This window comes from Aequorivita sp. Q41 (assembly GCF_039831855.1).
Taxonomy (GTDB): Bacteria; Bacteroidota; Bacteroidia; order Flavobacteriales; family Flavobacteriaceae; genus Aequorivita.
Genome location: NZ_JBDPMS010000001.1, coordinates 1,870,557 through 1,893,455 on the forward strand (window position 1 = coordinate 1,870,557; position 22,899 = coordinate 1,893,455).

Sequence of the window (22,899 nt, forward strand, 5' to 3'; positions counted from 1 at the left end):
AACCACTTTAATTTTATAGTATTCGTTGTTTAAACCTGTGCATTTTTTAAAAATGTGCAGGTTTTTTGCCTATATTTAAATCGACAAAAACTGAGCGCTCTCAATCTTAATTTTTAAAACTATGAAAAGGGACCTCCGTAAGCAAAATCTTAAGCTAAACATCCAATTAAAAAAAGGACAGCAAATTTCAAATTTTTTTTCTTGTAAAAATATTGTAGAAGATATTGACGATGAAAACTACTTGATTTCATTGGATTTAACTAAGAATAAAAATCTTCATACCCCGCATTATGAGAATTTCAATAACAGCATCGATTCAATTGTATTTATTGAGATTGATGATAACTATGCGGTAGAAAAATTTAAAAACTATTACATTTCGCGCTACGGGAATAACAAACGTGCTTATTTAAAAAACGTCGTGGTAAAACTTATTATGGGGCAAACAAAAACGATGAAGTGCGACGTAGAAGTGGAAAAAGTTTTGAGGCTTTCAAGAGTTAGTTAGCACAACAGCCATATACTTGATGATGTTTTAGGGAAAGATTTGTTCTTACTAAAGTTTTTGTGTTTATTGTTTTTAGTATTTGGTTATTTAAACTTTCAACTTAGTTGAAATCCCTATTTTTGCACAAATAAAATCTAATGCTTTACGAAATTTGATTTCTAAAACTACTATAGATACTGTATTTGAGACCGCCCGCGTAGAGGAGGTAATTGGCGATTTTGTGCAGTTAAAAAAATCGGGGAGTAACTTTAAAGGTTTAAGCCCATTTACAGACGAGCGTTCGCCGAGTTTTATGGTAAGCCCCGTTAAACAAATCTGGAAAGATTTCAGTAGCGGAAAAGGTGGGAATGTAGTTGCTTTTTTAATGGAGCATGAACATTTTACTTATCCCGAGGCCATAAAGTATTTAGCTAAAAAATATGCAATTGAAGTAGAAGAAACTGAACAAACTGCTGAGGATAAAGAGCAGGTAAACGAACGTGAAAGTCTTTATTTGGTAAGTGAATTTGCTAAAGATTATTTTCATACTACATTAAAAAAAACAGAAGAAGGTAAGGCGATTGGCTTATCATATTTTAAAGAAAGAGGTTTTACAACCGAAACCATAGAAAAGTTTGAACTCGGTTATTCACCAGATTCTTGGGATGCTTTTACAGCTCATGCTATTAAAAAAGGCTATAAACTAGAATATCTAGAAAAATCAGGACTTTCTATAGTTAAAGAAGAAAAGCAATTTGACCGCTTTAAGGGAAGAGTAATTTTTCCAATTCTGAGTATGAGTGGTCGCACACTTGGTTTTGGTGGACGGATTTTAACTACTGAAAAGAAAGCTGCAAAATATCTTAATTCTCCAGAAAGCGATATTTATCATAAAAGTAAGGTGCTTTACGGTATTTTTCATGCCAAGCAAAGTATTGCAAAAGAAGATAACTGTTATTTGGTTGAAGGATATACAGATGTTATTCAGTTTCACCAGACAGGGATTCATAATGTGGTCTCCTCTTCGGGAACCGCTTTAACTTCAGAACAAATTCGCCTTGTAAATAGACTTACAAAAAACATTACGGTCCTTTTTGATGGTGATGCAGCAGGACTTAGGGCATCACTTCGCGGGATTGATCTTATTTTAGAACAAGGGATGAACGTTAAAATCTGTACCTTCCCGGAAGGTGAAGATCCTGATAGTTTTTCGCGAAAAAATTCTTTGGAAGAACTCACCTTATATCTAGAAGAGAATACGAATGATTTTATAACATTTAAGGCCTCACTACTTGCTTCGGAGGCAAAAAATGACCCTATTAAGAAGTCTGAAACCATACACGATATGGTAAATAGCATTGCGAAAATTCCTGATGTTATAAAGCGAGAAGTGTATATAAAGGAGTGTTCGCGGATTATGGATATTTCGGAACAAGTTCTTTTTAATACGCTTGCTCAGATTTTTAAGAAGGACAAAAAGGATACTTCCAAAAAGGAAGGAATTCCTCAGGAAGCTTTTGAAGTTATTCCAACAAAAAAAAAAATTGAAAAAGTAGATGTTCAATTTCAATTGGAACAAAAAATTATTGAACTCTTGCTTTTATATGGAAATGTAGAAGAAGATTTTGAAGAATTAATTCTGGAAGCGGATGAAAAAGGAGAAATTTCTTTAAAACCAGAAATTCAAAAATCGCGTGTTTTCGAAAAAATTTACCTCGATTTACAGGAAGATGAAATTGAATTTACAAATTCAGAATTTAAAGAACTTTATTATGAAGTTGTAAATCGTTTCACCCAAAATCCTGATGCTAAAGTAGAATCTTTTATAAACGAGATTCGTCCTGAAATGGGTTCTGCTATCACACATATTTTGATGGAAGAAGAAAAATACGCTTTGAGTAATTGGGAGCGTAAAGAAATTTACGTAAAAGAGAAAGACCAAACAGTTGCGCAAATTGTGAGTGAGACAATTTTAAATCTACGCCGTCATCTAGTTTCACAAAAAATAAATGAACTTTCTGAAACGATGAAGCAAGAGGACAACCCTGAAAAGGAAAGTGGATTGCAAGAAATTGTAGACTACATTAGTCTTAAAAAAGTTCTTTCCAATAAACTAAACAGGGTTCTTTAACTACGAAAATTGAAACATACGTGCTTGATTGATCATCTCCGCTAAACTTGAAACATTGAGTTTTTTCAATAATCTTGTTTTGTAGGTACTTACCGTTTTCTCGTTTATCTCTAATAAAGAAGCGATGTCTTTGTTTCGTTTTCCGTTAGAGAGTAAGTTCAAAACTTCAACTTCTCTAGCCGATAATTTTTTATAACGCCCCACAATTGTATTGTCTGTATTAGATTTATTGTTGTATGCCTGCTCAATTTTTTCATTTAAAAAGATGGATCCTGACGAAATGCGTTTAATAGCCTGTAGAAAGATCTCTTTTGAAGATGTTTTAGGGATGTATCCTGCAGCACCAGATTTTATAGAACGCATTGCGTAGATTTCTTCAGGATGTGAAGAGAAGATAACAACACGGGTGTTAGGAAACTCATTACGGATACTTCTTAATGCGTGAAACCCATTCATTTCAGGAATGTCTAATTCCAAAATTAAAATATCTGGTCGTTCTCTTTCTAAACATTGTAAAAGTTCGTGTCCGCGCGATACCTTTCCTACAATTAAATACTCATTTGTTCCATCTAATAAAGCTGCTATCCCTTTTCTAGTTATTGGGTGATGGTCAGCAATTACAACTTTTTTCATCTTAATGTTTTTATAAATTCTTGAATAAATAAAACCGTCAGATTTGGGGAGAAGTTGGTTTTAGCTACGTAATATTAGCAATCAATTTTGAATTTATATAATCTTAAGGGAAAGAATAACAAACCATTCGTTTAATGGTTGAATTACTCGATAAATTACAGTTTTAATGTAGGTTTTTTGGGATTTCACAAACAGGGATTGGCTTCATCTTGTGTTGATTGGCTTTATTTAATTTATTATAAATATCAAAAACAGTCTTTTTTCTACCTAAAAAATCATCACTTTTTTTACCGTTTTCTTTCATTTTCATAGCCCATTCTAATTCATCATAACTTGCGCCAAGTTGATCTTCATCTGAACGGCTATCGCCAAACAAACCATCTGTTGGAGCAGCTTTCATAATAGAGTCCACAATTCCTAATGCTTCCCCAATTTTATAAACGTCACTTTTCATTAAGTCTGCAATAGGGCTTAAATCTACACCGCCATCACCATATTTTGTGTAAAAACCTACCCCAAAATCTTCAACTTTATTGCCGGTTCCAGCAACCAAATACCGATGTAAGCCTGCAAAATAATAAAGTGTTGTCATTCTTAAGCGCGCACGTGTATTGGCTAGCGAGAGGTCGAGAAAGCTATCGTCAGAGGTTTGCGGTACTTCAGTTTTAAATTGTTCAAAAACGGAGGTCAGGTTTACTTCTGTATCACTAACATTGGCATAGTGTTCTTTTAAAAGTTTGATGTGTTCACGGCCACGTGTAACTTGGCTTTCAGCTTGATGAATGGGCATTTCTATGCAAAGGGTTCGCATTCCTGTTTTTGCACAAAGCGCTGAAGTTACCGCAGAGTCTATTCCGCCGCTAATTCCAACTACAAAGCCATCCATCTTTGCGTTTACAGCATAATTTTTTAACCAATTTACAATGTGTTTAATTACTTTTTCAGATTGCATTTTTTGTGTTTTTAATCTTTTATAATAATACCTTTGCACCGCAAGAGTTGCTAAAGATAAAATTAATAAAAAAGAATGGCGTTAATCAACCATAACATTTTCTCGATTATGAAATATTGTATTTTGGTTTTTTTTGGATTGGTTCTTTTTTCTTGTAACAACGCTAGTGAAGTTGAAAAGGAAATTGAAAAAATCCCTATCGATATAGAGATTATTCGTTTCGATAAAGAGTTTGCAAGTGCAACAAAAGATGATTTACCAAGGCTGAAAACTGAATTTCCGGCTTTTTTCCCGAAGCAATATCATGATAGTATTTGGGTTGAAAAACTGACTGATACACTGCAAGACCAATTAGAGCAGGAAGTTTTTAAGACGTTTTCTACCACAGAAAATTTGGAAAATATTCTAGTTTCTTTATTTCAACATATTAAATATTATTTTCCTAAATTTCAAACTCCACTTGTGGTTACAACAACTTCAGACGTGGATTATCGCAATAAAGTGATACTGGCTGAAAATATGTTGGTTATTGGCTTAGACAATTATTTGGGAAGTGAACATTATTTTTATGAGGGGATAGATCGGTATATTTCTAAAGGGATGAAACCTTCACAAATAGGTTCAGATGTTGCAGAAACATATTCTAGGCTATATATTAAACCTCCAAATAAAGCCACCTTTTTAAGCCAGATTGTATACTTCGGAAAAGAGCTATATTTGAAAGATTTATGGCTTCCAAAAGAGGCTGATGCGGAGAAAATAGGGTACACTGAAGCAGAATTTCAATGGGCGGAAGAAAATGAAGAGTATATGTGGCGCTATTTTATAGAAAAAGAATTGCTTTATAGTACCGACCCAAAGCTTGGAGCACGATTTATTAATCCTGCGCCTTTTTCAAAATTCTACCTTGATATAGACAACGAATCCCCAGGAATGTTAGGCCGTTATTTAGGCTGGAAAATTGTTCGGGCTTATATGAGAAATAATAGTACAAACATTCAGCAACTGATGGTTGCAGATGCTGAAGAAATATTCACAAAATCAAAATACAAACCCCAAAAATAATGGCAATTAAGCATACTTCAGAAATAAAATTAAACGTTTCCTTAGACGAGAATAAAGTTCCAGAAAACATCCATTGGACAGCGGAAGACGGTGGTGTTTCAAATGAAGAAACCAAAGCTGTAATGCTTTCGGTTTGGGATCAAAAAAGTAAAGAGTCCTTGCGTATAGACCTTTGGACGAAAGATATGCCGGTAGATGAGATGAAAATATTTTTTCACCAAACCTTAAGCGCTATGGCAGATACCTTTCAGCGTGCTACCAACGATGATAAAATGAGTGCTACAATGCGTGATTTTTGCGATTATTTTGCAGAAAAATTAGAGCTTAAGAGAGAGTAGTTTTGTTAATGCTTATACATTGGCGGTGAGGGACGAATTAAGTTCGTCTATGTATTTTAAAACAGCTTCTCTTCCTGTAAAATCACTAGCGGAAGTGACGAAATACGGAGGCATTTCTTCCCAGGTTTCTAGCATTTTTTTAGTGTAGGTTTCAATATTTCGCTCCAAAGCCTTTGGTTTTAATTTATCTGCTTTGGTGAATATAATATTAAACGGAATTCCGCTTTCTCCCATCCATTGCATAAATTCTAAATCTATGGGTTGCGGTTCATGGCGGCAGTCTACTAAAACAAAAGCGAGAATCATTTGTTCTCTTTTTTCAAAATAATTGGTGATGAATTTCTGAAAAGTTTTCTTGCTGCTTTTAGAAACTCGGGCATAACCATATCCGGGTAAATCTACCAAATACCAGTTTTTGTTAACAAGAAAATGATTTATTAACTGCGTTTTCCCAGGTCTTCCCGAGGTTTTTGCCAAACTTTTACGTTGCATTAGCATGTTTATTAGGGAAGATTTCCCTACGTTGCTTCGCCCAATAAAAGCGTATTCTGGCAAACGGTCTTTAGGGCATTTTGCAACATCACTGTTGCTCATAACAAATTCCGCAGATTTAATTTGCATTGTTTTTTAGTTTAAAAGGAAAGCTTAGGTTTACTGCCAAATACTTTAGTTAGTACCCGCGTTTTTCCAACCACGCATAAAGTAGTTTGTTAAATTCATCGGGGTGCTCCATCATTGCGGCATGGCCGCACTTATCTATCCAATAAAGGTCTGAATCGGGTAAAAGTGCATCAAATTCAATGGCAACTTCTGGTGGTGTTACATTGTCATTCTTGCCCCATATAATACACGTTGGAGTTTGCATCTTGGGAAGATCTTTTGCCATATTATGCCTAATCGCACTTTTGGCAATTGCTAAAGTTCTAATTAGTTTGTTTCTGTCGTTTACGGTTTCATAAACATCGTCTACAATTTCTTTGGTGGCAATGGCAGGATCGTAAAAAACATTTTCAGCTTTTTGCTTGATGTATTCATAGTCCCCACGTTTTGGGTAGCTTTCGCCCATGGCGCTTTCATAAAGACCAGAACTTCCTGTGATTATAAGTGCTTTTACTTTTTCAGGATACATTTTTGTACATAGCAAACCAATGTGTCCGCCTAATGAATTTCCTAAGAGAATAACCTCCTCATAGCCTAAGTGTTCAATAAATTGCGCGGCATATTTAGCGAAATTCTTCACATTGGTGCGCAATAAGGTCATTTTGTATATAGGTAATTCTGGAATAAGAATCTTATATCCCTTGGGTGGAAAGAAATTTGCAACTCCGTCAAAATTGCTCAATCCGCCCATAAGTCCATGAAGGATAATGATTGGTGTGCCTTCGCCTATTTCTAAATATGAAAATTTACCTTCTTTCTTTAAGTTTTCAGACATGCTTTGATTGGTGCAATTTAGTAAGACAAAAGTAAACAAATTTATTTCATACAATCAATTAAAAACTAGGGTTTGTTTTTTAAAGTTCCTAAGATAGGTTATTTACAAAGTGGTAAAACTTATCAACAAAGTGGTAGATTGTGGTAAAATGTGGTAAAAGTTCTTTATATTTGAATCTACAAATTACAAACGGGAATTTTCTACAATGCTCAATCTAATAGGCACATACGAATGTAAAGCAGACGTAAAAGGACGGGTTATGGTGCCTGCGCCTTTAAAGAAGCAGTTGTCGCCAATTATGACGGAAGGCTTTGTGGTTAAGCGCGCTGTTTTTCAGCCTTGTTTGGAAGTGTACCCAATGAAAGAGTGGGAGGCTTTGATGCAGAAAATGGGGGAATTAAATCGCTTCAATAGAAAAAACAACGATTTTATTAGAAGGTTTACGGCTGGTGTAAAAACTGTGGAGCTTGATGCTACAGGCCGTTTGTTGATACCAAAGGACCTGCTTTCATTTGCGGGAATCAGTAAAGAATTGGTTATCTCGTCTGCGATAAATATTGTGGAAATATGGGATAAAGATAAATACGAGCAAGCCATTGGTGATGCGGCGGATGATTTTGCTGATTTGGCGGAAGAAGTAATGGGGAATAAAAGCAACAATGGCGATGGAGTATCATAATCCAGTTTTATTACGCGAAACTGTTGAAGGGTTGAACATGAAGCCTGACGGTGTTTATGTGGATGTAACTTTTGGGGGCGGTGGTCACTCACGTGAAATTCTCAAGCACTTGGGGCCAAATGGAAAGTTGTTTGCTTTCGATCAGGATTTAGATGCATTAGAAAACGCTATTGACGACCCTCGGTTTTTACTTATCAATCAAAATTTTAGATTTCTAAAGCAATTTTTGAGATTTCATGGGCATAAAACTGTGGATGGAATTTTGGGTGATTTTGGGGTTTCATCACATCAATTTGATGTAGCTGAAAGAGGTTTTTCAACGCGTTTTGAGGCCGATTTGGATATGCGGATGAATCGTGATAGTAATTTTTCGGCGTATACGGTTGTAAATAAATACGAAGAAACGCAACTGCGAAATGTGCTTTCAAATTATGGTGAATTGCGGACTGCAACTGGAATGGCGCGTGTAATCGTTGAAGCGCGACAAGAGCAGAAAATAAAAACCAGTGAACAATTAAAAAAAGTGCTGAGTAGGTTTTTGCCTGCGCACAGGGAAAATAAAATCTTAGCGCAGATATATCAGGCAATTCGGATTGAGGTTAACCAAGAGTTAGAGGCGCTTAAGGAATTTTTGCTTCAAACGAATGAGGTTTTAAAACCTGGCGGGAGAATAAGTTTGATAAGTTACCATTCCCTAGAAGATAGATTGGTAAAACGCTATATCCGCAATGGTATGTTTGAAGGTGAGCCTGAGAAAGATGCTTTTGGGCATTTTGAAGTGCCATTTAAGGCGGTGGGAAAATTTATAATTCCTTCACCTGAAGAAATTAAACAAAACAATCGAGCAAGAAGTGCAAAGCTTAGAATAGCTATGAAAGTATAAAATGAAAGACGGTTTTTACAATATTATAAAAGGTAAATTTTTAGTGAGTGATGACGCATTAAAAAACTGGCGTTTTATCATTTTTCTTTCGTTTTTGGCTTTGGTTATGATTGCGAGCTCGCATAGCGCAGATAAAAAAGTGCATAAAATTTCAAAGCTAAACGCTGAGGTAAAAGAATTAAAAAGCGAGTATGTGGATGTGCGGATGCTATTGATGCGGGCTAGGATGGAAAGTAAGATTATTGCCGCAATGGAAAGTCGGGGATTACAACCATCAGTTACGCCTCCGAAGAGAATTCGAATTATTGAAAAGAAAGAATAAAACAGCGAAAAGCGAAAAGATAATAGATATTTAAAACCGACACCTGATAACCGAAAATGGCTTTCGAAGAAAAAAACTTATTAAACCGTTTATACATCATTGCTGGATGTATGTTCCTCTTCGCGCTTGCTATAAGTATAAAGTTGATGAATATTCAGTTTGTTGATGGCGAAAAATATCGCGAACTCGCCAAAGAAAACACTACTAAAAACTTTGTAATTCCAGCCAATCGCGGTAATGTTTATGCAGACGATGGCAGTCTTTTAGCAACATCAGTTCCAAAATACGACATTCGTTTTGACGCAGTTACGGTTTCTTCTGATGATTTTAAAGAAAATTTAAAACCACTTTCTGAAGGTTTAAGTAAAATGTTTGGAAAATCTGTTTCACACTACCAGAATCTATTTAGAAAAGCACGTGCCGATAAAAACAGGTATTTGTTAATTGTAAAAAACTTAGGGTATTCAGATTATATCAAGGTAAAAAACTTACCGCTTTTTCGAAAAGGACCTTATAAAGGAGGGATAATTGTGGAGCAGCGTACAGTTCGTGAGCATCCAATTGGGAAGATGGCACAACGCACTGTGGGAGATGAAGCTTACGATCGCCCGGGCTATTATACCGTGGGGCTGGAGGGTGCTTTTAACGATTTGCTTACAGGGAAAGAAGGACATCGTATAAAACAAAAAATTGCACAGGGGCAATGGAAACCTGTTTATGATGAAAATGAAATAGAGCCTCAGGATGGTTTTGATATTATTTCGACCATAAATGTGAATATTCAAGATATTGCGCATCATGCGCTTCTAAAACAACTTGAATATTACGAGGCGGAACACGGAACCGTCGTGGTTATGGAGGTTGCTACCGGTGAGATTAAAGCTGTTTCAAACCTAGGACGAACTTCTTTAGGAACCTATTATGAAAAACTTAATTATGCTATTGGGGAGTCTCATGAGCCTGGTTCTACTTTTAAAGTGATGTCGTTAATGGCTGCGTTGGAAGATAAAGTTATTGATACAAGCACTGTTGTTGATACCGGAAATGGGCGGAAAATATTTTATGGAAAAGCGATAAATGATTCTCATCACGGAGGTTTTGGGAAAATTTCTGCCGCCAGAGTATTGGAGGTTTCTTCAAACATTGGTATTGCAACTATTATAAATGATAATTATTCAAAAAACCCGAATAAATTCATCAACCACTTAAAAAGTTGGCATCTTAACGAAAAAACGGGGGTTGCTATTAAGGGAGAAGGGATTCCTATGATTCCTGAGCCAGGACACAAAAAATGGAGCCGAAATGCCTTACCCTCTATGTCTTATGGGTACAATTTGCATCTTACACCATTACAGACACTCACGTTTTATAATGCAATTGCAAACAGTGGGGTGATGGTAAAACCGCGATTTATTAAAGAAGTAAGGGCATGGAATGAGAAGGTGACTTTGTATGATACTAAGGTTATAAACCCTAAAATTTGCTCGGATGAAACTTTGAAAGAAATAAAGGAAATCCTAAAAAACACTGTAAAACGTGGAACGGGAAAATCACTTTATTCGCCAAACTTTTCAATGGCAGGAAAAACTGGAACTGCACAAACAGAATACTGGATGCCAGACTGGAAAAGCAACCGTCGCTATATTTCTTCTTTTGCAGGTTTTTTTCCAGCTGAAAACCCAAAATATTCTTGCATAGTAATTATTCATAAGCCAAGCACAAAAAAAGGGTTTTATGGAGCTGATGTGTCTGGGCCGGTTTTTAAACGAATTGCACAAAAAATATTTACCGACTCTCAAAGTATTGATTCGGTTGAAGAAATTGAAAAAGTAGATCCTGTAATTGAAAAAGATTTCGAGAAGTATTATGCAAAGCTACAACAGCCAGCTAAAACAATTCCAAATGTAGCTGGAATGGCTGGAATGGATGCTGTTTCGCTACTTGAAAACATAGGGCTTAAGGTGAAAATAATAGGGCATGGAACCGTTTCATCTCAATCACTAAAACCTGGGGAAATACTAAAAAAAGGCCAACAAATAACACTGAATTTATCGTGATAGTTTTAAAGGACATACTGTATAAAGTAACCATCGAGAAAGTCGTGGGCAGTACTTCTGTGGCCATAAATAACTTGGAATTTGATTCGCGAAACGTTTCTTTAAATGATGTTTTTATAGCAATAAAAGGAACTGTTTCAGACGGGCATCAATTCATTAAAAAAGCTGCAGACCAAGGTGCTTTGGCGGTAATTTGCGAAACCTTACCTGAAAATATTATAAACGGAATTACATACATTCAAGTTTTAGATTCACACAAAGCCTTGGCTATTATGGCTGCCAATTTTTACGGAAATCCTTCCGAAGAATTGAAACTTGTAGGGATTACGGGTACCAATGGAAAAACTACGATTTCATCCTTGCTTTATCAGTTGTTTAAAAAAGCAGGATTGGAGGTAGGTTTGCTTTCTACCGTAAAAATAATGGTTGGGAATACGGAATTTAAAGCAACGCATACCACACCAGATTCGTTGACCATTAATAAATATTTACGCGAAATGGTTACTGCAGGAGTAGAATGCTGCTTTATGGAAGTTAGCTCGCACGGTATCCATCAAAAACGTACCGAAGCCCTTCATTTTGTAGGCGGTGTGTTTACGAATCTTTCTCACGATCATATGGATTACCATAAAGATTTCGCCGAATATCGTGATGTGAAGAAACATTTCTTTGATGAACTGCCAAAAACCGCTTTTGCGTTGGTAAATGTAGATGACAAAAATGGTGCGGTGATGTTGCAAAATACCAAGGCTAAGAAAAATACATACGCTTTAAAAACCTATGCAGATTATAAAGCTCAAGTTTTGGAAAGCCAGTTTACGGGGCAACTTTTAAAAATAAATAACCAAGAATTGTGGGTTAAATTAATTGGAGGCTTCAATGCATACAACCTACTTGCAATTTATGGAACTGCAGAGCTTTTGGGCTTGCAACAGCTTGAAATCCTTCAAATTATTAGCACTTTGGAAAGTGTGGAAGGACGATTCCAATATTTAATTTCAGAAAAGAAAATTACTGCAATTGTTGATTATGCACATACGCCAGATGCGCTAAAAAACGTACTGGAAACAATAAATAGTATCCGCACCGGAAATGAAGATGTAATAACAGTTGTGGGCTGTGGCGGCGATCGAGATTCTCAAAAACGTCCTGTAATGGGCAATATTGCAGCCGCTTTAAGTACAAAAGTGATTTTTACAAGTGATAATCCGCGAACCGAAAATCCTGAAAAAATTATAGAACAAATTGAGGCTGGCGTGCCTGCAGAACATTATAAAAAAACAATTTCGATTACAAACCGAAAGGAAGCTATAAAAGCTGCATGCCAAATGGCAGCGGAAGCGGATATTATTTTGATTGCTGGAAAAGGTCACGAAACCTATCAAGAAATTAATGGCGAGCGCTTTGATTTTGATGATTTTAAAACTGTAAGTCAACTTTTAAGAATTTTAAACAAATAACCAATGCTTTATTACCTATTTGAATATTTGGATAAAACATACGATTTGCCTGGTGCAGGTTTATTCAACTTTATTACGTTTCGGGCAATTTTGGCGGTTATCTTATCACTTTTTATCGCTTCCGTTTATGGAAAAAAAATCATCAATTACTTAAGAAGAAAACAAGTTGGTGAATCTATCCGTGATTTAGGTTTGGAAGGTCAAAACGAAAAAGCGGGTACCCCAACTATGGGAGGCATAATAATAATTCTTGCTACACTAATTCCAGTTTTGCTTTTTGCAAAACTGGAAAACATTTATGTAATCCTTCTTATTGTAACCACACTTTGGATGGGAACGATTGGTTTTATTGATGATTACATTAAGAAGTTTAAAAATGATAAACAAGGTTTGCCGGGAAAATTTAAGATAATCGGGCAAGTAGGTTTGGGGCTTTTTGTCGGGGCCACCATGTATTTCCATCCAGATATTGTAGTTAAGCATTCTATAGAAAACCCTGGCACACAAACTGAGATTGTGGCAAAAGGACCTGCCAATCAATTTTATGTAAAGGATAAAGCGATGCTAACTACGATTCCTTTTGTCAAAGAAAATGAATTTAATTATTCGCAACTCATCAGTTGGGCGGGCGATAATTACAAAAGTTACGTATGGTTGATTTTTATCCCAATCGTAATTTTTATTATCACCGCAGTTTCTAATGGTGCAAATTTAACAGATGGAATTGATGGGCTCGCCGCAGGAACTTCGGCAATAATTGGGGTTACACTCGCGCTTTTTGCATGGGTTTCAGGAAACGTAATTTTTGCCGATTATCTCAATATTATGTACATCCCAAATACGGGTGAAATGACCATATTCATCACCGCTTTTGTAGGAGCTCTTATCGGCTTTTTATGGTATAATACCTATCCGGCACAAGTATTTATGGGAGATACAGGCAGTTTGACTATTGGGGGGATTATCGCGGTAATCGCGATTGCAGTTCGGAAAGAGTTATTAATTCCTATTCTATGCGGCATTTTTTTGATGGAAAATCTTTCCGTGGTGATGCAGGTTGGATGGTTTAAATACACTAAGAAAAAATTTGGCGAAGGAAGACGCATTTTTAGAATGTCGCCATTGCATCACCATTATCAAATAAAAGGGTTTCATGAAAGTAAGATAGTAACGCGATTTTGGATTGTAGGAATTTTTCTAGCTATCATCACCATTGTAACGCTTAAAATTAGATAAAGTGAAGCAGCGGTTAGTGATATTGGGCGGTGGCGAAAGCGGAGTTGGAACAGCTGTTTTAGGAAAGAAAAAAGGGTTTGAAGTGTTTGTGTCAGACTTCGGAAAAATAAAAAATAAATACAAACAAGTTCTTATAAATAATGAGATTGAATGGGAAGATGAAGGTCATTCCGATGAAAAAATTCTCTTAGCAGATTTAATAATGAAGAGTCCGGGAATTCCTGATACGGCTCCAATTATTAAAAAATTGCTTAAAAAAGGAGTGAAGGTTATTTCTGAAATTGAGTTTGCTTCAAAATATACGAAGGCAACAATTGTAGGAATAACTGGCAGTAATGGAAAAACCACCACAGCGAGTTTAACCTACGAAATTTTAAAAAACGGCGCGTTAAATGTTGCTTTAGGAGGCAATATTGGAAAGAGTTTTGCAGAACAAGTTTCAGAGGAAAGGTATGAAAATTTTGTTCTCGAACTAAGTAGTTTTCAGTTGGACGGAATTGAAATTTTTGCGCCTCATATTGCAGTGTTAACCAATTTGAGTCCAGATCATTTGGATCGATATGAATATAAATATGAAAATTATATCGCTTCAAAATTTAGAATTGTAATGAATCAAACGTCGCAAGATTATTTCATTTATGATGCTGATGATGAAGAAATACAACAATGGCTATCGAAAAACCCCATAAAATCGCGGCCGCTGCCTTTTTCAACTAAAAGAGAATTAACACAAGGAGCGTTCAAAAAAAACAACGAAATAATACTAAAAATAAACAATAAAGAATTCAATATGCCAATCGCAACAATAGGAATCCAAGGAGAACACAATGTAAAGAATGCAATGGCTGCCTCAACAGTAGCTACCTTATTGAGAATACGGAAACAAACTATTAGGGAAAGTCTTGAAGGTTTTCAGGGGGTAGAGCATAGGCTTGAAAAAGTGTTGAAAATCAACAATGTGATGTATATAAACGATAGCAAAGCAACAAATGTGAACGCTACTTTTTATGCATTAGATAGTATGGAAAACCCTACCGTATGGATTGTTGGTGGCGTAGATAAAGGGAATGATTACAGTGAGCTTTTGCCTTTGGTAAATGAAAAAGTGAAAGCAATAATCTGCTTGGGTGTGAATAATGAAAAATTAATAAATGCTTTCGGGAATATCGTCGATACTATTGTTGAAGCAGATTCAATGGCAAAAGCAGTAGAAACGGCATACAAATTGGCAGAAAGAAACAATACAGTGCTGCTTTCTCCAGCCTGCGCTAGTTTTGATTTATTTGAAAATTATGAAGATCGTGGCAGACAATTTAAAGAATCAGTAAGAAATTTATAAAATTAAAAACAAGAAACAATAAACTTTCATAGTGAAAAATATTTTTCAATACATACAAGGCGATAGAGCAATATGGGGAATAGTGGGCCTTTTGGCACTGTTTTCCTTTTTGCCGGTCTATAGTGCAAGCAGCAACCTTGCGTATTTGTATGGGGATGGAAGTACCTTGCCTTATTTATTTAAGCATTTTGCACATTTGGTTTTAGGGTTTGCTATTTTATATGGGGTTCATAAAATTCCATATCACTATTTCAGAGGGTTGTCTATTATCGCAGTGCCGGTGATAATTTTGTTGTTAATAATTACAATGGCTGAAGGTACAACCATTGATGGTGCAAACGCAAGTCGCTGGATTCGTGTGCCTTTTGTTGGGGTTACATTTCAAACCTCAACTTTAGCAGGTGTGGTGTTGATGACCTATGTAGCGCGCTATTTATCGCGAATAAAAGATAAAACGGTTGCTTTTAAAGAAACATTACTACCGCTTTGGACGCCGGTTTTTATAATATTAGCCTTAATTCTTCCAGCCAATTTTTCTACCACAGCAATATTTTTTGTGATGATTGTGATGTTGGTTTTTATAGGTGGTTATCCATTGCGTTATTTAGGAATAATCCTTGGTGCAGGCTTGCTTTTTCTTAGTCTTTTTGTACTATCTGCAAAGGCCTTTCCGGGCGTTTTTCCAAACCGTGTAGATACATGGATGAGTAGAATTGAGAACTTCACGGATAATAAAGACACTGAGGCAGACTATCAAATAGAAAAAGCAAAAATTGCTATTGCTTCAGGCGGAATTACGGGGATGGGCCCTGGCAAAAGTTCTCAGAAAAACTTTTTACCACAATCATCATCAGATTTTATTTACGCAATAATTGTTGAAGAATTCGGACTTATAGGCGGACTGTTTTTAATGGTTCTCTATTTGTTTTTGCTTTTCAGAATTGTTGTCGTTGCACATAAATCAACTTCCATTTATGGAAAACTACTTGTAATAGGTGTAGGCTTACCTATTGTATTTAGAGCGATGATTAATATGGCAGTTGCGGTTGAATTATTTCCAGTTACAGGGCAGAACCTACCACTGATAAGTAGTGGAGGAACATCAATTTGGATGACATGCTTGGCGCTTGGAATGGTTTTGAGTGTGAGTGCAAAACGCGAAGTAGTTGCCAAAGAAGAAAGTGAAGAAAACCCATTAGATATTTTAAGCGAAGCAATTTGAGATATAAATTCATCATATCAGGCGGCGGAACCGGCGGGCATATTTACCCGGCGGTCGCTATTGCAAACGAATTAAAAAACCGTTTCCCGGATGCTGAATTTCTATTTGTAGGAGCAAAGGACAGAATGGAAATGGAGAAGGTGCCACAAGCAGGGTATAAAATAGAAGGATTGTGGATTTCGGGTTTACAGCGAAGTTTGTCATTGCAAAACCTAGCTTTTCCTTTAAAATTGGTTTCCAGCTTGCTCAAATCTCAAAAAATTCTCAAAAAATTCAAGCCCGATGTTGCAATAGGAACTGGCGGTTATGCTAGTGCCCCATTGTTGCGAATGGCTTCATTACGAAAAACGCCATGTTTAATTCAAGAGCAGAATAGCCATGCTGGGATTACAAACAAATGGCTGAGTGGTAAGGTGCAAAAAATATGTGTTGCTTATGAAGGAATGGCGCAATTTTTCCCTTCCGAAAAAGTGAAACTTACTGGGAATCCTGTGCGTCAAGATTTGCTTGATATTTCTTCAAAAAGAGCGGAAGCTGTTTCTTTTTTTAGGTTGAAAAAGGACAAAAAAACACTTTTGGTGTTGGGCGGAAGCTTAGGAGCTCGCACAATAAACCAATTGATAGAAAAATGCATGCCATTTTTCGAAAAAAACAACTTGCAGTTAATCTGGCAATGTGGAAAATATTATGAAGAGAAATATAAAAGCAAGAGCACAGAAACAGTTCAAGTTCATGCTTTTTTAAACCGAATGGATTTGGCTTATGCCGCTGCAGATTTTATAATTTCTCGTGCTGGCGCACTTTCGGTTTCAGAATTGTGTTTAGTTGGAAAACCTGTGGTGTTTATTCCTTCACCTAATGTGGCGGAAGATCACCAAACAAAAAATGCCATGGCGATTTCCAAAAAAGACGCAGCCATATTAATTAACGAAAGCGATTTAGATTCCAGTTTTGAAAATGAATTTTATGAATTAATTGTTTCTAAGGAAAAACAGAAAACGCTCTCTGAAAATATAAAAAAGCTAGCAAAACCAAATGCTACGAAAGATATTGTTGAGGAAATTGAAAAATTATTAAAGCAAAAAAATTGAAGGATTTAAACCAAATACAAACTTTTTATTTCGTCGGAATTGGCGGTATTGGAATGAGTGCGCTTGCGCGTTATTTTAATATGCAAGGAAAGGCTGTTTTTGGATACGATAAAACGGCAACCGATTTAACAACTGAATTAGTTTCAGAAGGAATCGCCGTGATTTTTAGTGATGAAATTTCTGAAATCCCAGTGGCTGCGCTTTCCAAAGAAAACGTTTTGGTGGTTTATACTCCAGCAATTCCAAAAGGAAATAAAATTTTAAATTACTTTTTTGCCGAAGGATTCTCAACGGTAAAACGCGCCGAGCTTTTGGGGGAAGTGTCAAAAAAGACACTTTGTCTTGCTGTTGCAGGAACCCATGGGAAAACAACAACCTCAGCTATTTTAGGCCACTTATTGGCAGCATGCAATATGCCCGTAACTGCTTTTTTAGGTGGAATAGCGGAGAATTACAATTCAAACTTTATATACAAAGGCAGTGAAATTACTGTCGTTGAAGCTGATGAGTTTGACCGATCGTTTCTGCAGCTTCGTCCAGATATTGCTTGTGTAACCTCAATGGATGCGGATCATTTAGATATTTATGGTGATGCTTTAGAAATAGAAAATGCATTTAGAACTTTCGCTGAATTGGTTGAAAAAGAAGAAAATGTATTTGTAAAAAAAGACCTTCCACTAAATGGAATGACGGTTGCTATAGAAGCGCAAGCGGATTATGAAGCGCTAAATGTAAAGATTAAAGAGGGGGCTTACCTTTTTAATTTAAAAACACCAAATGGGATTTTAGAAAGTTTAATGTTTAATCTTCCCGGGCATCACAATCTTACAAATGCCATTATGGCTTTGGGGATGGCAATTTTAGCAGGTGCTCCAATCGATTTGTTGCCCCAGGCATTGGCGACTTTTAAAGGAGTTAAACGGAGGTTTTCGTATAAAATTAAAACAGACCGTTTGGTTTTGATTGATGATTATGCGCACCATCCAACGGAAATAGATGCGCTGTTTCAAGCAGTAGAAGAAATGTATCCAGATGATGAGAAGCAGATTGTTTTTCAACCTCATCTTTTTAGTAGAACAAAGGATTTTGCGGAAGGTTTTGCTAAAAGTTTATCACAGTTTGATGAAGTGGTACTTCTAGATATCTACCCTGCAAGGGAGGAGGCTATTGATGGAATCACTTCCCGATGGCTTTTAGACAAAATAGATTCTAATAAAAAAAGTCTTGTTGCTAAGGCCGTTTTGTCAGAAGTATTGTTGAAGTCAAAATCTAGAATAAAATTGCTGGTAGGTGCTGGAGATATTGGGGCTGAAGTAAATAAATTAACTAAAATACTAAGTGATGAAGCGTAGTATTGAAATCGTAAAATTTATTTTTCTGCTGGGCTTGATAGCCTTCCTTTTTGGCTTTAGTAAAAAAAGAAATGAAGCAAGGAAGTTAACTAAGCTTGAGATTGAGTTTTTAGATGAAAATAGTCCGTTTATAACATACAATACAGTTAATAAATTGTTGATACAAAGTCAAGATAAGGTTACGAACGTAGGTAAAGAAACTTTAGTTTTGAAGAAGATGGAGCAAAGGCTGCAGGAAAACGCTATGGTTCGTGATGCTCAGGTCTATATATCGGTTGATGGTGCTTTGGGGGTGCAAATAGAACAGCGTAAACCTATAGGAAGGGTTTCTGCATCGCCAAGTTATTATATAGATGCAGATGGAAAGAAGATGCCACTGTCTGATGTTTATTCAGCAAGAGTGCCAATAATAAATGGTACGTCTAAAGATAATTTCACTGAAATTGTTCCGTTGCTACTTAAAATTAATGAAGATGAATTTATGAAAACTAGTGTGGTTGGTTTGAATAAAAAAGCAAATGGAGACATTGAATTGGAGCTTAGAAAGACAGGTTTTAAGGTTCTTTTTGGGAAACCTATAAACATTGATAAGAAATTTCAAAATTTTAAAGCCTTTTATAAAAAAACAAAAGAGGATAGTACCTTGTATGGGTACAATTTGGTAAATCTGAAGTTTGAGAGTCAGGTAATTGCCACAAAAAAGTAAAGCCATGGAAAACGATAATATTGCTGTAGGATTGGATATTGGAACTACCAAAATAGTTGCAATGATTGGTAGGAAAAATGATTATGGCAAAATGGAAATTTTGGGAATAGGTAAGGCAAAAAGCCTTGGAGTGCACCGTGGGGTAGTGAACAATATTACCCAAACAATTCAGTCTATTCAGCAAGCGGTACAAGATGCTGAAACTTCTTCTGGAATGAAAATAAAGGAAGTTGTTGTAGGTATTGCAGGACAACATATTCGCAGCCTTCAACACAGCGATTATATTACGCGAACCAATGGTGAAGACGTTATAAGAGAAGAAGATATTGATCAATTATGCAATCAGGTTCATAAGTTAGTGATGCTTCCTGGGGAAGAAATCTTACACGTTTTACCACAAGATTTTAAAGTGGATGGACAGGGTGAAATAAAGGAACCCATTGGTATGTATGGCGCGCGTTTGGAAGCAAATTTCCACGTAGTTGTTGGTCAAGTTTCTTCCATTAGAAATGTAGGAAGATGTATAAAAAGTGCTGGGCTAGAGCTTTCCGCGATCACATTAGAGCCATTGGCTTCTGCAAAAGCAGTTTTAAGTCAGGAAGAAAAAGAAGCTGGGGTAGCCTTGATTGATATAGGAGGTGGGACAACAGATTTGGCAATTTTTAAAGACGGCATTATTCGTCATACTGCGGTAATTCCTTTTGGTGGAAATGTAATCACCGAAGACATAAAAGAAGGCTGCTCTATAATTGAGAAGCAGGCAGAATTACTAAAAATAAAATTTGGATCTGCTTGGCCGGGAGAAAATAAAGACAATGAAATAGTATCAATACCAGGACTTCGTGGAAGAGAGCCAAAGGAAATAAGTCTTAAAAACCTATCAAAAATTATTCATGCACGTGTTATCGAAATTATCGAGCAAGTGTATATGGAAATAAAAAATTACGGACACGAAGAACAAAAAAAGAAGCTTATAGCAGGGATTGTGCTTACTGGGGGTGGCGCGCAACTGCAGCATATAAAACAATTGGTCGAGTACATTACGGGCATGGATACGCGTATTGGTTACCCGAACGAACATTTGGCAGGGGATAGCGATACAGAAACGACGAGCCCTATGTATGCTACGGCTGTAGGATTGGTACTAAATAGTTTAGAAAGTAAAGAAAAATCTTCCCTGATGAAACGTTTTTCACATGAAGAAACAGTTGCGGAAAATGATACTAAAGTTGCTGAAAAAAACACAGCCAAAGGTTTAGAAACGGAAGAAGAAGAAAAAGAAGAGAAAAAAGAAAAAAATCCAAAAGGTTTTTTTGAAAAGTGGGCCGAAAAATTCAAAGAATTTTTGGACAACGCTGAATAAGTACAACTTGCATTAAGTGGGGGGTATACCGATTAGTAATCGGAATAAAAAAATAAAAAAATTGCGATAAAAAATATAATTATGAGCAGCAAAACAGAATTTGAAAACATTTCATTTGATCTGCCCAAGAACCAATCAAATGTGATAAAGGTAATTGGTGTAGGTGGAGGCGGGAGTAATGCCATTAACCATATGTTTAGTCAGGGCATAAAGGGAGTTGACTTTGTAATTTGTAATACAGATTCACAAGCGCTAGAAAATAGCCCTGTACCAGTAAAAATCCAATTGGGTGTTTCACTTACAGAAGGATTGGGTGCTGGTGCTAATCCAAAAGTTGGCGAGCAGTCTGCGGTTGAGAGCATGGAAGAGATTCGTAGCATGCTTACCACCAATACTAAGATGATATTTATTACTGCTGGTATGGGAGGTGGTACGGGTACTGGTGCAGCACCGATTATTGCCAAAATGGCTAAAGATATGGATATTCTAACTGTTGGAATTGTAACCATTCCTTTTCAGTTTGAAGGTAAAACTAGAAATGAACAAGCTCAGATAGGTGTAGAAAAACTACGTCAGAATGTAGATTCATTAGTAGTTATAAACAATAATAAATTACGTGAAGTATATGGAAACCTAGGCTTTAAAGCAGGGTTTTCAAAAGCTGATGAAGTTTTGGCCACCGCTGCTCGTGGTATAGCCGAAGTTATTACGCATCACTATACTCAAAACATTGACCTTCGTGATGCCAAAACAGTGCTGGCAAATAGTGGCACCGCAATTATGGGAAGTGCAACTGCTTCTGGTGCTAATAGAGCCAAAGAAGCTATCGGGAGGGCCTTAGATTCCCCATTGCTGAACGATAATAAAATTAAAGGCGCTAAAAATGTTTTACTGCTTATTGTTTCTGGTTCAGATGAAATTACAATCGATGAGATTGGCGAAATAAGTGATCATATTCAAGATGAAGCTGGCCACGGAGCAAACATTATTATGGGGGTGGGTGAAGAGGAGACTCTTGAAGGTTCAATTTCTATTACTGTAATTGCAACGGGTTTTAATGTAGAACAGCAAAACGAAATAGTAAATACCGAAACAAAAAAGATTATTCATACCCTGGAAGACGAACAACGTGCAGAGCAAAATCTTACTCCAAAACCAACTGCTTCGTCAGTGCGATTGCCAGAAAAGCCATTGGTTAGCAATCCGCCAAAAGCGGCAACTCCAATTGTAAAGCATACCTTGTTTGATGATACAGAAGTAACTGAAAAATTACCCTTTGATGGTTATATTAAAACGTCAGAATTGCTTAAAAACATGCCTGTTTCTTACGAAGAAGTAAAAGCTGAAAATATAGAGGATTTCAACCAAGTAGAGGTCAACAAAATAAATGTAAATGAATTTGTAATTGTTGAAGCACCAAAAAGACAAGAAGAGAAGGTTGAAAGGAGTTCAGAGGAAAAAGATGATCAAATATTGATGTTTGATCTTCCTATAAACTCTACTTCAACTAAAATAAATGAACCAGCGCAAACAGAAGAAAATATTTTCTTTGACTTAAAAGAAATAGAGGTTCAAGACCATGTGGAGATTATACCTGTTACTGAAGTTTCTGGGGAAGGAGTTAAAAGATATAGCTTAGATGATTATCAGGAAGTTGAAAACAATCTTAATAGCGCAAAGCCTTCAAAATTAATGGCAGAAGATGTGGAGGAAGAAGAAATTGTTTTTGAAAAAAGAACAGTTTCTGAACCAGAGGCTAACGAAGCTGATTTAAACAAAAATGATGACCCATTAAATTCGCCAATTTCAAAATTATTGATAGAACGTACCGAAGAGCGAAAAAGAAAAATGAAAGAGTTTAATTATAAATTTTCAAATAGCCCTTCTCGCTTAGATGAAATTGAAAAACAACCTGCATACAAACGCATGGGAATTGATTTGAACGAAACTAAAAACGAATCGAGTATTTCAAGAACATCAGTAAATACTGAAGATGATGAAATTGAATTGCGAAAAAATAATTCATTTTTACACGATAACGTAGATTGATATTTTTTTAATTTACCCTATAAAATTAAAGCACCAATTATCATATTGGTGCTTTTTTATAGGGGTAAATCCAAAGTAAACTATTTCGTGTTTCCGCTT

21 protein-coding genes are annotated in these 22,899 nt (G+C 36.2%); 17 read left to right on the forward strand and 4 right to left on the reverse strand.

Translation table 11 applies throughout. The features are described 5' to 3' along the window. The first annotated feature begins 121 nt into the window (after positions 1–121). Together ABJ955_RS08575 and dnaG are read left to right on the forward strand one after the other, a co-directional pair. Positions 122–508, forward strand: a complete 387-nt coding sequence (locus tag ABJ955_RS08575; RefSeq protein ID WP_347374172.1) for a hypothetical protein — start codon at positions 122–124, stop codon at positions 506–508. Between the two features lie 151 nt (positions 509–659). Next, positions 660–2,618, forward strand: a complete 1,959-nt coding sequence (gene dnaG / locus ABJ955_RS08580; RefSeq protein WP_347374173.1) for a DNA primase — start codon at positions 660–662, stop codon at positions 2,616–2,618. On the opposite strand, the gene ABJ955_RS08585 is transcribed toward dnaG, so the two are convergent. After that, positions 2,619–3,251, reverse strand: a complete 633-nt coding sequence (locus ABJ955_RS08585; protein WP_347374174.1) for a response regulator transcription factor — start codon at positions 3,249–3,251, stop codon at positions 2,619–2,621. 163 nt (positions 3,252–3,414) lie between these two features. Further along, positions 3,415–4,203: an NAD(+) synthase gene (nadE, locus tag ABJ955_RS08590; protein ID WP_347374175.1), complete on the reverse strand. Its 789-nt coding sequence runs from the start codon at positions 4,201–4,203 to the stop codon at positions 3,415–3,417. A 108-nt stretch (positions 4,204–4,311) separates the two neighbouring features. Here nadE and gldB point away from each other — a divergent pair, with 108 nt between their 5' ends. Together gldB and gldC are read left to right on the forward strand one after the other, a co-directional pair. After that, the gene (gldB, locus tag ABJ955_RS08595; RefSeq protein WP_347374176.1) at positions 4,312–5,268 is read left to right on the forward strand and encodes a gliding motility lipoprotein GldB; all 957 of its coding nucleotides are present in this window, start codon (positions 4,312–4,314) and stop codon (positions 5,266–5,268) included. Further along, positions 5,268–5,606 (forward strand): gliding motility protein GldC, encoded by a 339-nt coding sequence (gene gldC, locus ABJ955_RS08600; protein WP_347374177.1) that lies wholly within the window; start codon positions 5,268–5,270, stop codon positions 5,604–5,606. The genes gldB and gldC overlap by 1 nt, the downstream gene beginning before the upstream one ends. A 12-nt stretch (positions 5,607–5,618) precedes the next feature. Here the strand turns inward: gldC and yihA are convergent, their stop codons facing one another. Beyond that, positions 5,619–6,227, reverse strand: a complete 609-nt coding sequence (gene yihA, locus ABJ955_RS08605) for a ribosome biogenesis GTP-binding protein YihA/YsxC (protein WP_347374178.1) — start codon at positions 6,225–6,227, stop codon at positions 5,619–5,621. Between the two features lie 49 nt (positions 6,228–6,276). Continuing rightward, the gene (locus ABJ955_RS08610; RefSeq protein ID WP_347374179.1) at positions 6,277–7,041 is read right to left on the reverse strand and encodes an alpha/beta hydrolase; all 765 of its coding nucleotides are present in this window, start codon (positions 7,039–7,041) and stop codon (positions 6,277–6,279) included. 205 nt (positions 7,042–7,246) lie between these two features. Here ABJ955_RS08610 and mraZ point away from each other — a divergent pair, with 205 nt between their 5' ends. The 13 genes from mraZ to ftsZ all read left to right on the forward strand — a co-directional run bounded on the left by mraZ (position 7,247) and on the right by ftsZ (position 22,800). Continuing rightward, complete coding sequence (gene mraZ, locus ABJ955_RS08615) at positions 7,247–7,720, forward strand: division/cell wall cluster transcriptional repressor MraZ (RefSeq protein ID WP_347374180.1); 474 nt, start codon at positions 7,247–7,249, stop codon at positions 7,718–7,720. Then, positions 7,707–8,603 (forward strand): 16S rRNA (cytosine(1402)-N(4))-methyltransferase RsmH, encoded by an 897-nt coding sequence (rsmH, locus tag ABJ955_RS08620; protein ID WP_347374181.1) that lies wholly within the window; start codon positions 7,707–7,709, stop codon positions 8,601–8,603. The genes mraZ and rsmH overlap by 14 nt, the downstream gene beginning before the upstream one ends. Position 8,604: 1 nt before the next feature. Next, the gene (locus tag ABJ955_RS08625) at positions 8,605–8,925 is read left to right on the forward strand and encodes an FtsL-like putative cell division protein (RefSeq protein ID WP_347374182.1); all 321 of its coding nucleotides are present in this window, start codon (positions 8,605–8,607) and stop codon (positions 8,923–8,925) included. 56 nt (positions 8,926–8,981) lie between these two features. Next, positions 8,982–10,982, forward strand: a complete 2,001-nt coding sequence (locus ABJ955_RS08630) for a penicillin-binding protein (RefSeq protein ID WP_347374183.1) — start codon at positions 8,982–8,984, stop codon at positions 10,980–10,982. Next, positions 10,979–12,442: a UDP-N-acetylmuramoyl-L-alanyl-D-glutamate--2,6-diaminopimelate ligase gene (locus tag ABJ955_RS08635; protein ID WP_347374184.1), complete on the forward strand. Its 1,464-nt coding sequence runs from the start codon at positions 10,979–10,981 to the stop codon at positions 12,440–12,442. The genes ABJ955_RS08630 and ABJ955_RS08635 overlap by 4 nt, the downstream gene beginning before the upstream one ends. 3 nt (positions 12,443–12,445) lie before the next feature. After that, positions 12,446–13,678, forward strand: a complete 1,233-nt coding sequence (mraY, locus tag ABJ955_RS08640; RefSeq protein WP_347374185.1) for a phospho-N-acetylmuramoyl-pentapeptide-transferase — start codon at positions 12,446–12,448, stop codon at positions 13,676–13,678. Between the two features lies 1 nt (position 13,679). Further along, entirely contained in the window at positions 13,680–15,017 is a 1,338-nt protein-coding gene (murD, locus tag ABJ955_RS08645; protein ID WP_347374186.1) for a UDP-N-acetylmuramoyl-L-alanine--D-glutamate ligase, read from the forward strand. Between the two features lie 31 nt (positions 15,018–15,048). Then, positions 15,049–16,239 carry an FtsW/RodA/SpoVE family cell cycle protein gene (locus tag ABJ955_RS08650; RefSeq protein WP_347374187.1) on the forward strand — a complete coding sequence of 397 codons (1,191 nt, stop codon included), beginning with the start codon at positions 15,049–15,051 and terminating at the stop codon, positions 16,237–16,239. Further along, complete coding sequence (gene murG, locus ABJ955_RS08655; RefSeq protein WP_347374188.1) at positions 16,236–17,330, forward strand: undecaprenyldiphospho-muramoylpentapeptide beta-N-acetylglucosaminyltransferase; 1,095 nt, start codon at positions 16,236–16,238, stop codon at positions 17,328–17,330. The genes ABJ955_RS08650 and murG overlap by 4 nt, the downstream gene beginning before the upstream one ends. Next, positions 17,327–18,682 (forward strand): UDP-N-acetylmuramate--L-alanine ligase, encoded by a 1,356-nt coding sequence (gene murC / locus ABJ955_RS08660; RefSeq protein WP_347374189.1) that lies wholly within the window; start codon positions 17,327–17,329, stop codon positions 18,680–18,682. The genes murG and murC overlap by 4 nt, the downstream gene beginning before the upstream one ends. Then, positions 18,672–19,388, forward strand: a complete 717-nt coding sequence (locus ABJ955_RS08665) for a hypothetical protein (RefSeq protein WP_347374190.1) — start codon at positions 18,672–18,674, stop codon at positions 19,386–19,388. The genes murC and ABJ955_RS08665 overlap by 11 nt, the downstream gene beginning before the upstream one ends. Before the next feature lie 4 nt (positions 19,389–19,392). Beyond that, on the forward strand, positions 19,393–20,751 hold the full coding sequence (ftsA, locus tag ABJ955_RS08670) for a cell division protein FtsA (protein WP_347374191.1): 1,359 nt from the start codon (positions 19,393–19,395) through the stop codon (positions 20,749–20,751). Positions 20,752–20,832: 81 nt separating this feature from the next. Continuing rightward, positions 20,833–22,800: a cell division protein FtsZ gene (gene ftsZ, locus ABJ955_RS08675; RefSeq protein WP_347374192.1), complete on the forward strand. Its 1,968-nt coding sequence runs from the start codon at positions 20,833–20,835 to the stop codon at positions 22,798–22,800. Positions 22,801–22,899: the final 99 nt, after the last annotated feature.

Excerpts from the sequence above, each read along its gene's own strand:
- ABJ955_RS08610 (WP_347374179.1), bottom strand. The coding sequence starts at position 7,041 with ATGTCTGAAAACTTAAAGAAAGAAGGTAAATTTTCATATTTAGAAATA.
- ftsA (WP_347374191.1), top strand. The coding sequence starts at position 19,393 with ATGGAAAACGATAATATTGCTGTAGGATTGGATATTGGAACTACCAAA.
- ABJ955_RS08575 (WP_347374172.1), top strand. The coding sequence starts at position 122 with ATGAAAAGGGACCTCCGTAAGCAAAATCTTAAGCTAAACATCCAATTA.
- ABJ955_RS08625 (WP_347374182.1), top strand. The coding sequence starts at position 8,605 with ATGAAAGACGGTTTTTACAATATTATAAAAGGTAAATTTTTAGTGAGT.
- yihA (WP_347374178.1), bottom strand. The coding sequence starts at position 6,227 with ATGCAAATTAAATCTGCGGAATTTGTTATGAGCAACAGTGATGTTGCA.
- mraY (WP_347374185.1), top strand. The coding sequence starts at position 12,446 with ATGCTTTATTACCTATTTGAATATTTGGATAAAACATACGATTTGCCT.
- ABJ955_RS08665 (WP_347374190.1), top strand. The coding sequence starts at position 18,672 with ATGAAGCGTAGTATTGAAATCGTAAAATTTATTTTTCTGCTGGGCTTG.
- rsmH (WP_347374181.1), top strand. The coding sequence starts at position 7,707 with ATGGAGTATCATAATCCAGTTTTATTACGCGAAACTGTTGAAGGGTTG.
- ABJ955_RS08630 (WP_347374183.1), top strand. The coding sequence starts at position 8,982 with ATGGCTTTCGAAGAAAAAAACTTATTAAACCGTTTATACATCATTGCT.
- gldB (WP_347374176.1), top strand. The coding sequence starts at position 4,312 with ATGAAATATTGTATTTTGGTTTTTTTTGGATTGGTTCTTTTTTCTTGT.
- ABJ955_RS08585 (WP_347374174.1), bottom strand. The coding sequence starts at position 3,251 with ATGAAAAAAGTTGTAATTGCTGACCATCACCCAATAACTAGAAAAGGG.
- ftsZ (WP_347374192.1), top strand. The coding sequence starts at position 20,833 with ATGAGCAGCAAAACAGAATTTGAAAACATTTCATTTGATCTGCCCAAG.
- mraZ (WP_347374180.1), top strand. The coding sequence starts at position 7,247 with ATGCTCAATCTAATAGGCACATACGAATGTAAAGCAGACGTAAAAGGA.
- gldC (WP_347374177.1), top strand. The coding sequence starts at position 5,268 with ATGGCAATTAAGCATACTTCAGAAATAAAATTAAACGTTTCCTTAGAC.
- nadE (WP_347374175.1), bottom strand. The coding sequence starts at position 4,203 with ATGCAATCTGAAAAAGTAATTAAACACATTGTAAATTGGTTAAAAAAT.